This is a genomic window from Bacillus sp. BB51/4 (genome assembly GCF_008368845.1).
GTDB classification, from domain to species: domain Bacteria; phylum Bacillota; class Bacilli; order Bacillales; family Bacillaceae_G; genus Bacillus_A; species Bacillus_A wiedmannii.
The window spans coordinates 402,995-414,826 of sequence record NZ_QOSC01000014.1; the positions used below are offsets into that span (position 1 = coordinate 402,995).

The 11,832-nt window shown below is 33.5% G+C and carries 9 protein-coding genes, 1 pseudogene and 1 riboswitch; of the genes and pseudogenes, 8 read left to right on the plus strand and 2 right to left on the minus strand.

Features of this window, described 5'->3' with window-relative positions; genetic code table 11:
* Window positions 1–291: 291 nt before the first annotated feature.
* Window positions 292–1,251: an oxygen-dependent tRNA uridine(34) hydroxylase TrhO gene (gene trhO / locus DN392_RS21865; protein WP_000246226.1), complete on the plus strand. Its 960-nt coding sequence runs from the start codon at window positions 292–294 to the stop codon at window positions 1,249–1,251.
* 153 nt (window positions 1,252–1,404) lie between these two features.
* On the opposite strand, the gene DN392_RS21870 is transcribed toward trhO, so the two are convergent.
* On the minus strand, window positions 1,405–2,880 hold the full coding sequence (locus DN392_RS21870; RefSeq protein WP_000387443.1) for a hypothetical protein: 1,476 nt from the start codon (window positions 2,878–2,880) through the stop codon (window positions 1,405–1,407).
* Between the two features lie 174 nt (window positions 2,881–3,054).
* Between DN392_RS21870 and panE the strand changes: the two genes are divergently transcribed.
* Window positions 3,055–3,999 carry a 2-dehydropantoate 2-reductase gene (panE, locus tag DN392_RS21875; protein WP_001221890.1) on the plus strand — a complete coding sequence of 315 codons (945 nt, stop codon included), beginning with the start codon at window positions 3,055–3,057 and terminating at the stop codon, window positions 3,997–3,999.
* 55 nt (window positions 4,000–4,054) lie between these two features.
* Here panE and DN392_RS30930 read toward each other — a convergent pair whose 3' ends face one another.
* Window positions 4,055–4,183 (minus strand): hypothetical protein, encoded by a 129-nt coding sequence (locus tag DN392_RS30930; RefSeq protein WP_000031869.1) that lies wholly within the window; start codon window positions 4,181–4,183, stop codon window positions 4,055–4,057.
* Between the two features lie 140 nt (window positions 4,184–4,323).
* Window positions 4,324–4,470: riboswitch (cyclic di-AMP (ydaO/yuaA leader) on the plus strand.
* A gap of 144 nt (window positions 4,471–4,614) precedes the next feature.
* On the opposite strand from DN392_RS30930, the gene DN392_RS21880 reads away from it, so the two are divergent.
* From DN392_RS21880 to DN392_RS21905, 6 genes and pseudogenes are all read left to right on the plus strand, one after another.
* Window positions 4,615–6,441, plus strand: coding sequence for an APC family permease (locus DN392_RS21880; RefSeq protein ID WP_000254865.1), 1,827 nt, complete (start codon window positions 4,615–4,617; stop codon window positions 6,439–6,441).
* Between the two features lie 603 nt (window positions 6,442–7,044).
* Window positions 7,045–8,205 carry a non-hemolytic enterotoxin NHE subunit A gene (gene nheA / locus DN392_RS21885; protein ID WP_000751870.1) on the plus strand — a complete coding sequence of 387 codons (1,161 nt, stop codon included), beginning with the start codon at window positions 7,045–7,047 and terminating at the stop codon, window positions 8,203–8,205.
* 31 nt (window positions 8,206–8,236) lie between these two features.
* The gene (gene nheB, locus DN392_RS21890; RefSeq protein ID WP_000162963.1) at window positions 8,237–9,445 is read left to right on the plus strand and encodes a non-hemolytic enterotoxin NHE subunit B; all 1,209 of its coding nucleotides are present in this window, start codon (window positions 8,237–8,239) and stop codon (window positions 9,443–9,445) included.
* Window positions 9,446–9,552: 107 nt separating this feature from the next.
* On the plus strand, window positions 9,553–10,632 hold the full coding sequence (nheC, locus tag DN392_RS21895; RefSeq protein WP_061673168.1) for a non-hemolytic enterotoxin NHE subunit C: 1,080 nt from the start codon (window positions 9,553–9,555) through the stop codon (window positions 10,630–10,632).
* Between the two features lie 217 nt (window positions 10,633–10,849).
* Window positions 10,850–11,203 (plus strand): annotated as a pseudogene (locus DN392_RS21900) (WXG100 family type VII secretion target); the annotation flags it as partial.
* 22 nt (window positions 11,204–11,225) lie between these two features.
* The gene (locus tag DN392_RS21905) at window positions 11,226–11,432 is read left to right on the plus strand and encodes a bacteriocin immunity protein (protein ID WP_000562892.1); all 207 of its coding nucleotides are present in this window, start codon (window positions 11,226–11,228) and stop codon (window positions 11,430–11,432) included.
* Window positions 11,433–11,832: the final 400 nt, after the last annotated feature.

Sequence of the window (11,832 nt, forward strand, 5' to 3'; positions counted from 1 at the left end):
ATAATGAATTAAAGGGCTATTTTTGAAATTTATGTGAACATAAAGCCTATAATACAGTATATTAATTGATGGAAATGGATTTGTATGATATATAATATATTGGGATTACAACATAACCATAGTGTTTTGATGTGTAATCTTGTTTTTTATTTTTGTTAACTTATAGAAAATAGTATAAAGAGAAGAAAATGGGATGCATAAAACTTTGGATACATTTTCTTATTATATATGTTTTGATATGAACGTTAACTTATACATGATTTTAAAAATTAGATAGGTGGTAGAAATACATTGGCAACTACAAAACCATACAGAGTATTACTATATTACATGTACACAACAATTGAAAACCCTGAAGAATTCGCTGCAGAGCATTTAGCATTTTGTAATTCACTTGAATTAAAAGGAAGAATCCTTGTAGCTAAAGAAGGGATTAACGGAACTTGTTCTGGAACTGTAGAACAAACAGAAAAATACATGGAAGCAATGAACAACGATCCACGCTTTGACGGTATCGTATTTAAAATAGATGAAGAAGAAGGGCACGCATTCAAGAAAATGCACGTGCGTCCTCGTCCAGAGTTAGTTACACTTCGTCTAGAAGATGACATTAACCCACACGAAATAACTGGAAAGTATTTAGAGCCAAAAGATTTTTATGAAGCAATGAAACAAGAAGATACAGTTATTATTGATGCACGAAATGATTATGAGTTTGATTTAGGACACTTCAAAGGTGCAATTAAACCAGATATCGAATCATTCCGTGAATTACCAGATTGGATTAGAGAAAACAAAGAAACACTTGAAGGTAAAAAGATTTTAACGTACTGCACAGGTGGAATTCGTTGTGAGAAGTTTTCTGGTTGGTTAGTTCGTGAAGGGTATGAAGATGTAAGTCAGCTTCACGGCGGAATTGTAACGTACGGAAAAGATCCAGAAGTACAAGGCGAGCTTTGGGATGGACAATGTTACGTGTTTGATGAGCGTATTGCTGTACCAGTAAACCAAAAAGAACATGTTATTGTTGGTAAAGATCACTTTACAGGTGAACCTTGTGAGCGCTATGTAAACTGTTCAAATCCAGAATGTAATAAGAAAATTTTATGTTCTGAAGAAAACGAAGCGAAATATTTACGTGCATGTTCTCATGAATGTCGTGTAAGCCCACGTAACCGCTACGTAGTACAACATGAATTAACTGAAGAACAAGTAGCTGCTGCATTAGAACAAATCGAAGCAGGGAAGTAAGCTGAACTTGTGTAATAAAAAAGGGTACTCTAAACGTCATTTTGGAGTACCCTTTTGATATTATCTGGTTCTGTCTTTTGTCGTTTTTTGTCGGTAAGTCGATATATTCGAAAAATCACCGATGAAAATTTCAGTAAATGAAAATAATCTTTTTTAATGTTTATCATCTTTCTCTTTCACAGCAGAAAGTACAGTTTGTTTTACCCATGCTTTTCTTCGTTTATGTTGTAGACTCCATTGGTATAAACTTTGCGCGCCTAAAATAAGTGAAATGACTATGCCGCTAATTGCTATTAAAAGCGCGAAAAATTCAAGTGGCGACGAGATTTTGTTTGAATCGGTGTTTCTTAAAAGATCAATCATAGTAAACCCTAACATTTGGCCTACTACAGAGTAGAGCGTTAAAACTAATAGTAAAAGGCTATCTTTTTTAGAAGCGACATTTTCTTGATATTTAAACAAACTATCAAGATTTTGTTTTGCATTCGAGTATAGTACTTCAATGTTAAATAGATTTCTTAAGCGGAAGAAAATATCTTCACTCTGTGATTGGGATACTAACTCTAAAGAGAAGTAATTTGCTGTAAATGAATTGATTGAATAAATTAATTTCTCTATTTCATTTGTATCTTGTTCAATGTTAAGTTCAGCATAAGCGTTTGCCATTTTTAATAAAACAACTTTATGAAATAGATTTAATAACAAAGCGTAATAAAACTCCCCGTACATTTGACTAGCAAGTTTAGCGATTGCTTGCTCACCTTCATTTGTTATACATGTAAAAATATGTTCTTCCATAACAAAGTAGCGATTAGGAGCCCATCTTTGATAAGAATGTTTTGTTAAATAATCTTGAATATAAGGGATGTTATTTGCGCTAATATACGGATTGCCATCGTCTGTTAATCCGGAAAGACTGGAAGTTCGGTATACATCGATTATATGAAGGTCTGACTCTTTATTCACGGATAATAAAGTTTGTACATACATTCTTTGGTCTTCAAAGAAAGGAAAGGTTTGAAAGTAAGAGCTCCGCAATCTCTTTTTCTCAAAGAAGTCTGTTACACCATGAAATAAATCACCGAATATAAGTTTTTCCACTTGTGAGTATTGTTTTCCGTTACATTCAATACAAATAGTCTCGTTTGTATCATTTTTAGTTTCAAGTACACGGAAGCGGGCGGCGAATTCGATTGCTTCTGATAATGTCATGTTTGGAGCGGTTTCTACTTCTGTCCGAATTGTTAAGAAGCCAAGCTCATAAGGGCAAAGTGTTACATCAATAGAATGAATCTTGAATGGAACAGAAATCAAATTTGTTGTTAAATGTCCAGTTAAGTTAAGGTCTTTAGAATAGCGTTGTAATCCTTTTTGATGCTCTGAGTGAGGAAATAGAATTTTATTTGTAAATGAAAGATAATATGCTTCCATATTTTGATGTGAAACTTGAAACTTTCCGTAGTATGTATTTTCATTTTCAAGATGATCGAGTCGAAAAGGGCGAAAATCATTTTTCTGTAAGAAAGGGAACATATTTTGTTCATATCCAGTTTTAAAAGAAAACGGGAATATAAATTGAAATATAGCTGTTGCTACATCTTTTTCCTCGATTGTCTGTATTGCCTCCATTTACATTGTTTCCTTTCATATATGCTATAAAAACAACATGCCCAAATTTATTTGAAAATAACCACTGTTTTATACTTGATTAAGAATGAAAATTCAGGTTATTTAGTAGAGGATATGTATAATGTTATGTATACTACACGTTATAAAATTGTATTTTGAAAAGGGGGATGTTGTATGCGTATTTTAGTATTAGGAGCTGGTGGCGTCGGAGGATTTTTTGGTGGCCGATTAGTCGAAAAAGGGGAAGATGTTACGTTTCTTGTTCGTAGTAAACGGAAAAAACAATTGGAGGAAAGAGGACTTGTAATCCGAAGTGTTAATGGGGATTTTTCCTTCCAACCGAAATTAATAACGAAAGAAGATCGAACTGCTCCATTTGATGTCATTTTATTTTCAACAAAAGCGTATCACTTAAACGAGGCAATTCAAGATTTGAAGCCCTATGTTAGCGAAAAAACTGTCATCATTCCATTGTTAAATGGTATCGCTCATGTATCACAATTACAAAAGGAATTTGGCGTGGAAAAAGTAATTGGCGGTTTATGCTTTATCGAGACGACGTTAAACGATCAAGGAGAAATTGTACAAACGAGTGCTGCCAACAGACTTCTGTTTGGAGAAATCAAGCTTCAAGGTTCAGAGAGAATAAAGCATATTTCTAAAGCATTTGCAGGTACGAAATCTAGTTTTGTTTTAAGTGAAAATATTACGCAAGATATGTGGCATAAATATTTATTTATTACTGTAATGTCGGGTGTGACGACATTAATGCGTGCACCAATAGGACCGATTCGTGAAAGTGAAGGTGGACACGAATTTATCCGAAACTTATTTGAAGAATGTGTGCAAATCATGAGGTCTATGAAAGCTCCAGTTAAGGATGGTATTGCCCAGGAACATATGAAAACAATTGATAAAATTTCGTATGATATGAAGTCATCGATGCAGCGTGATATGGAAAAAGGTTCGTCCATTGAAGGGAAGTACTTACAAGGATACTTACTAGATGTAGCAGAACAATTTTCTATAGAAGCACCATTATTAGGGGCAGTATATCAAAATTTGAAAGTGTATGAAGAAATGACCTTTAACAGGTCAGAAATAGAATTGGATGTATGAAAAAATAAAAAAGAAAGCAATATATAAGTGTATTGCTTTCTTTTTTTATGACAAATTATTTATTTCTTTTCGTTCTATCTGTCAAATTTATTTCCTGTTCACGTTTACCGTATAATTGATTAATTTCATTTGCTAACGCATCTAAATAGGAATCGGAAAAAATAGGCTTCTTTTCTTTAGACATATGGGTCTCCTTTATCGATTTTTTAGTATTCATTATGTATATTTACCGGCGGATTATGCGCAATCATTTTAAATTTTTTCTTTTTCAAAATTTTTGTTTACATTTTGAAAATAAAGGAGTATTATAATCCACAGTTTCAATTTTCTAAATCGCTGAAACCGCATGGTACGGGGGACCCGTTCTTACGGATTAGTTCTTAATCCAATGGGGTGAATCCTTGAAAAAGGTAGGGCTACTCATAGGCCCGAATCCGACAGCTAACCTCGTAAGCGTTATATTGAGAAGGAAGGTGGAGCTTGTGCGACAAAAAAAATAATGTCTACAAGTCTATTTCGCTATGGCTTGTAGACATTTTTTGTTTTCTGAAGAAATAGTTTGCTGGCTGTAACAAGCAGCATCGTTCGTACAAAATTATTGGAGAGTGGACAGTATTGGTTTCATCTATTAAAAGATTTTTAATTGGAAGACCGTTAAAATCAACTGAGTTAGGAGAGCAGAAGCTTAATAAAACGAAGGCGTTAGCCATTTTATCTTCTGACGCATTGTCATCGGTTGCATATGGACCAGAGCAAATTTTAATTGCTTTAGCAGGTCTTGGAGCGATTGCTTATTGGTATTCAATTCCGATCGCTGTTGGGGTATTAGTGTTATTGACAGCCCTTATTTTATCTTATCGTCAAATTATTTTTGCTTATCCGCATGGCGGGGGCGCGTATGTTGTATCAAAAGAAAATTTAGGGATGAATCCAGGGTTAATAGCTGGAGGATCTTTATTAGTCGATTATATTTTAACTGTTGCAGTAAGTGTGTCTGCAGGTACAGATGCGCTCACATCAGCTTTTCCTAGTTTACATGCACATAATGTAATCATTGCGATTATATTTGTTATATTTATTACTATTTTAAATTTAAGAGGGGTAACGGAATCAGCTTCCGTTTTAGCGTATCCTGTTTATTTATTCGTTTTAGCACTATTTATATTAATTGGGGTAGGGATATACAATATTTTAACTGGTCACGTTTCACCGACTTTACACACGCCAATTGGAACGCCGGTTGCGGGAATTAGTTTGTTCTTACTGCTACGAGCATTTGCATCGGGTAGTTCGGCTTTAACAGGTGTTGAGGCAATCTCTAACGCAATTCCAAACTTTAAGGATCCTGCACCTAACAATGCAGCGAAAACATTGCTTGCAATGGGTGCATTACTTGCCGTTTTATTTTCAGGAATTGTCTTTTTAGCTTATTATTACGGAATTAATCCAAGTAAGGAAGTAACAGTTGTTTCACAAATTGCTGAACAAACTTTTGGACGTAATTTCATGTACTATTTCATACAAGGTACAACTGCTTTAATATTAATTCTTGCTGCTAATACAGGTTATTCTGCATTTCCACTATTAGCAGTTAACCTTGCAAAAGACAAATTTATACCGAGAATGTTTACGATTAGAGGAGACCGCCTAGGTTACTCAAACGGTATTATTATACTTGGGATAGCTTCGATTATTTTAATTGTAGCTTTCCAAGGGCAAACAGAACATTTAATCCCGTTATATGCAGTAGGTGTATTTATTCCATTTACACTTTCTCAAACGGGTATGGTATTAAAATGGCTTCGTGAAAAACCTGAAGGATGGGCTTTGAGATTAACGGTTAATTTAATTGGTGCAATTATTAGTTTTATCGTAATGAGCATGTTCTTTTTAACTAAATTTGCACAAGTTTGGTCAATCCTTATTTTCTTACCTGCCATCATCTTCTTGTTCCATAGAGTTAAGAAGCATTACGATGCAGTGGGCGATCAATTAAGTTTAAAAACTTGTGAACCACTTGTTCCAATTGAGGGAAATGTAATTGTCGTTCCTGTAGCTGGTATGACGCATGTAGTAGAAAATTCATTGAACTATGCGAAGGCTCTTTCTGCAGATCAAGTTATAGCTGTATATGTTGCTTTTGACAGAGAAGAGGAAAAGAAATTTGAAGAGAAATGGAAGAAGTGGCAACCTGAAGTAAGACTTGTTACGTTACATTCTCATTATAGAAGTATTATTCAGCCACTAACAAAGTTTATTGATACAGTGCAATATAAAGCGAGTGAATCAAATTACCGAGTTACGGTCGTTATACCACAGTTCATACCGAAAAAAGGTTGGCATAACATTCTTCATAACCAGTCTAGTTTACTCATTCGTGCGTATTTACTTTATAAAAGAAATGTTGTTATTACGACAGTTCCATATCATTTGAAAAAGTAAGAAGGTTTTTTAAGGATAGCTTTACGAAAGTGAAGCTATCCTTTTTGTGTATACACTATGCATAATTGCATATGGGTCTGAAAGTTATATTGATATAATTTTTGCATCTATGAATAAGTAGAGGTTTTTGTTGTGATATATGGATATTTCAATTGAAAAAGTGAAGCGGATTATATTTTGAAATAAGGACAGGAAAGCTTGAAAATAAAGGGAATGAAAATACTTCTTTACGATAGATAAATAGCTGTGTTTAAATGACCTTACAGTACAAAACTTACATGAAAACAAAACGAAATTTCATAATTCTGTACGAAAATTATTTTAAAATGAATAGTATTTCCGTGTAATATATTCACTGTACAAATGTGGGAATGGTGTTGAGATAGAAAAATTATACAACCTTATTCATACTAACCACATATGAAAAGTTATGAAATGTTTTATAACAATAAGTAAGTACTGTAGCAATAAAAGTTGGGAGAGATGGTTCATACGTGAGTCACGATGAGAACGTTCTCTATTTTAACCATCTCAAACTATATGCAAGAAAACAGAATAATAAAATGCGATAGTAATAGTTGCTAATACATAGGAGGAGTTAAAGTGAAAAAGACTTTAATTACAGGGTTATTGGTTACAGCAGTATCTACGAGTTGTTTTGTTCCTGTAAGCGCTTACGCTGAAGAGGGGAAAACAGAAGTGAAAACAGTATATGCACAAAATGTAATTGCTCCAAATACATTATCCAATTCAATTAGAATGTTAGGGTCACAGTCACCACTTATACAAGCATACGGATTAGTTATTTTACAGCAGCCAGACATTAAGGTGAATGCGATGAGTAGTTTGACGAATCATCAAAAGTTTGCAAAGGCAAATGTACGAGAGTGGATTGATGAATATAATCCGAAGCTAATCGACTTAAATCAAGAGATGATGAGATATAGTACTAGATTTAATAGTTATTATAGTAAGCTCTATGAACTAGCAGGAAACATAAATGAAGATGAACAAGCAAAAGCAGATTTTACAAGTGCATATGGAAAATTACAATTGCAAGTACAAAGCATCCAAGAGAGTATGGAGCAAGACTTATTAGAGTTAAATCGATTTAAAACGGTATTAGACAAAGATAGTAGCAACTTATCAATTAAAGCTGATGAAGCAATAAAAACACTGCAAGGATCAAGTGGAGATATTGTGAAATTAAGAGAAGATATTAAAAGAATTCAAGGGGAAATTCAAGCTGAATTAACGACTATTTTGAATAGGCCTCAAGAAATTATTAAAGGTTCTATTAATATCGGTAAACAAGTATTTACAATTACGAATCAAACTGCGCAGACGAAAACAATTGATTTCGTTTCTATCGGTACTTTAAGTAATGAAATTGTAAATGCTGCAGATAGTCAAACGAGAGAAGCAGCTCTTCGCATTCAGCAAAAGCAAAAAGAGCTACTACCACTTATTCAAAAGTTATCACAAACTGAAGCAGAGGCGACACAAATTACATTCGTTGAAGATCAAGTAAGTAGCTTTACAGAATTAATTGATCGTCAAATCTCAACTTTAGAAACGTTATTAACGGATTGGAAAGTTCTAAACAATAATATGATCCAAATTCAAAAGAGTGTTGAAGAAGGCACGTATACAGATAGTAGTTTACTTCAAAAACATTTCAATCAAATTAAAAAAGTAAGTGATGAAATGAATAAACAAACGAATCAATTTGAAGATTACGTTACAAACGTTGAAGTACATTAAAAATAAGTAACGATATAGGGAGAGAAGAGAAATGACAAAAAAACCTTATAAAGTAATGGCTCTATCAGCACTTATGGCAGTATTTGCAGCAGGAAACATTATGCCAGCTCATACGTATGCAGCTGAAAGTACAGTGAAACAAGCTCCAATTCATGCGGTAGCAAAAGCTTATAATGACTATGAAGAATACTCATTAGGACCAGAAGGCCTAAAAGATGCAATGGAAAGAACAGGTTCAAACGCTTTAGTAATGGATCTGTACGCTTTAACAATTATTAAACAAGGTAATGTTAACTTTGGTAATGTATCGTCTGTTGATGTGGCTTTAAAAGGGAAAGTAATTCAGCACCAGGATACAGCTAGAGGAAATGCGAAGCAATGGTTAGATGTATTAAAACCACAGCTTATTTCAACGAATCAAAATATTATTAATTACAATACGAAATTCCAAAACTATTATGATACTTTAGTTGCTGCGGTAGATGCAAAAGATAAAGCGACTCTTACGAAAGGTTTAACTAGATTATCAAGTAGTATTAATGAAAATAAAGCGCAAGTAGATCAGTTAGTAGAAGACTTGAAGAAATTCCGAAACAAAATGACGTCCGATACGCAAAACTTCAAAGGTGATGCAAATCAAATTACATCTATCTTAGCTAGTCAAGATGCTGGAATTCCGCTTCTGCAAAATCAAATTACAACGTACAATGAAGCAATTAGTAAATATAATGCAATAATTATCGGCTCATCTGTTGCGACAGCACTAGGCCCAATTGCAATTATCGGTGGTGCAGTAGTTATCGCTACAGGTGCAGGAACGCCGTTAGGAGTCGCATTAATTGCAGGTGGTGCAGCAGCTGTAGGCGGTGGTACAGCTGGAATCGTATTAGCGAAGAAAGAGCTTGATAATGCACAAGCTGAAATTCAAAAAATAACAGGACAAGTTACAACTGCTCAATTAGAAGTAGCTGGGTTAACGAACATCAAAACACAAACGGAGTATTTAACAAATACAATTGATACTGCAATTACAGCGTTACAAAACATTTCAAATCAATGGTACACAATGGGATCAAAATACAATTCTCTACTTCAAAATGTAGATTCAATTAGTCCAAACGACCTTGTTTTCATTAAAGAAGATTTAAACATTGCGAAAGATAGCTGGAAAAACATTAAAGACTATGCAGAAAAGATTTATGCTGAAGATATTAAAGTAGTAGATACGAAAAAAGCATAATCGGATACGAATCGTTAGAGCGTTAAGTATTGATGAGTGATTTGAAGCTCCTGTTCAGTTGTGAGCAGGAGCTTTTTATACCCTTATAAAGAAAATAGGTGAAGAGTATGCAGAAACGATTTTATAAAAAATGTCTTTTAACGTTAATGATTGCTGGAGTGGCAACAAGTAACGCATTTCCTTTACATCCTTTTGCAGCAGAACAAAACGTAAAAACATTGCAAGAAAGTGCGGAAAATTATTCGTTAGGGCCAGCTGGATTCCAAGATGTTATGGCGCAAACGACATCGAGCATATTTGCAATGGATTCATATGCAAAATTAATTCAAAATCAGCAAGAGACTGATTTGAGTAAAATAAGTTCCATTAATAGTGAGTTTAAAGGAAATATGATTCAGCACCAAAGAGATGCAAAAATTAACGCAGCGTATTGGTTAAATTATATGAAGCCTCAAATTATGAAAACAGATCAAAATATTATTAATTACAATAATACTTTTCAAGCGTATTATAATAGCATGCTAGTAGCGATTGAACAAAAGGATAGTGGAAAATTAAAAGCGGATTTAGAAAAGTTGTATGCTGATATTGTAAAAAATCAAAATGAGGTAGATGTATTATTAGGGGATTTGAAAGCTTTTCGCGATAGAATGGCGAAAGACACAAATAGTTTTAAAGAGGATACAAATCAATTAACAGCAATTTTAGCAAGTACGAATGCTGGCATTCCAGCTCTAGAGCAACAAATAAATACATATAACGATTCAATCAAAAAGAGTAATGATATGGTCATTGCTGGTGGCGTACTTTGCGTAGCACTAATAACATGTCTTGCTGGCGGACCGATGATTGCGATTGCGAAAAAAGATATCGCAAATGCAGAAAGAGAAATCTCCAATTTAAAAGATAGAATTTCTGGCGCACAAGCAGAAGTGGCAATATTGACAGATGTAAAAAATAAAACAACAAATATGACTGAAACAATTGATGCAGCAATTACAGCACTGCAAAATATATCAAATCAATGGTATACAGTAGGGGCAAAATATAATAATTTACTGCAAAACGTAAAAGGAATCAGCCCTGAAGAATTTACGTTTATAAAAGAAGATTTACATACAGCGAAAGATAGCTGGAAAGATGTAAAAGATTATACAGAAAAATTACATGAAGGCGTGGCGAAGTAAACAGTGGACTAGTTCTGCTGTTTATTTTTTTATCCTGTTTTTTGTGAGAGTTGGATTTGTAATTTGATAAATAAATTTGCCGTGTGTTTTATCAATGTAGCTTTGCGGTAATATTTCTTCATGAATAAAAAAATGCCTATGTTCAAGGAGGATATTTTTATCCAAACCTCCGAAACAGGAGAATTAGCTTAATTCATTAGAAGGTTATACATCATAGAAGTTAATGTATAATGATGGTGATATTGGTATTATTCCGCAAGAAGTTAGAGACAAATTAGTCGGAAAAGAATTTAAATCATTTGATGATTTTAGAGAGGAATTTTGGAAAACACTTGCTGATTCAAGTTATGCTGGAGAATTTAGTCCTATGGATATAAAAAAGCTTATGAAAAACGGTAAGGCTCCTTACTCACCAAGAACGGAACATTATGGTAACCATAATAAATATATATTGCATCATAAACTGTCTATTGATAAAGATGGAGATGTCTATAATCTAATGATTGTATCTCCTAAAATACATCAAAATGTTTTAGATCCCGCATACCATTTCGGGAACAAAGGGTTATAAATTAAATGAAAGGATGAAAAATTTGATATGTAAATTGACGAAAACAGAACTGCTTGAGCTTGTAAAAAAAATTTATGATCTTGATTTACCTGAGGATGAACACAGTAACTATGTTCATCAATTTAATAACTCTGGTGTACCTCACCCTGCTCCAAGTGATTTGATTTTTTGGAATGATGAAGAATTGACTCCCGAAGAAGTAGTAGAAATAGCATGGAATTACAAATAAAAATAAAAGTGGGATAAAACAGCTCCTTTATGGGCCTGTATTATAACCAGAAAATCTATTTAAGATAGCGTTGCATATCCCCGGGGTACAGTTCAAGACGCTATAATTGGCGTCTTTTTTATTCATTAAATTACGTTTGAATGCAGTGCTCGAATTTTTTGCCGAAATCTTAAGTCTAATACATATCATAAAAACATTCAGTACTTACTTTGTTTATCTCTAAACCAAATTTTCAATGATTGTTTTAAATAAATATGAAGTTTTTAAAAGAAACGTACGTTCTTATTTAGGTTGATATGATATACTAATAATGTAAATATATTCCGTATTTCTGTATCTGAAATTTCAGACATACGAGAGAATGGTTATTATCATATATAAATGATATAACGATGAATTT

Coding starts and splice junctions, on each gene's coding strand:
- DN392_RS30930 (WP_000031869.1), bottom strand. CDS start 4,183: ATGTCTAAAGAAAAGAAGCCTATTTTTTCCGATTCCTATTTAGATGCG.
- nheB (WP_000162963.1), top strand. CDS start 8,237: ATGACAAAAAAACCTTATAAAGTAATGGCTCTATCAGCACTTATGGCA.
- DN392_RS21870 (WP_000387443.1), bottom strand. CDS start 2,880: ATGGAGGCAATACAGACAATCGAGGAAAAAGATGTAGCAACAGCTATA.
- panE (WP_001221890.1), top strand. CDS start 3,055: ATGCGTATTTTAGTATTAGGAGCTGGTGGCGTCGGAGGATTTTTTGGT.
- nheC (WP_061673168.1), top strand. CDS start 9,553: ATGCAGAAACGATTTTATAAAAAATGTCTTTTAACGTTAATGATTGCT.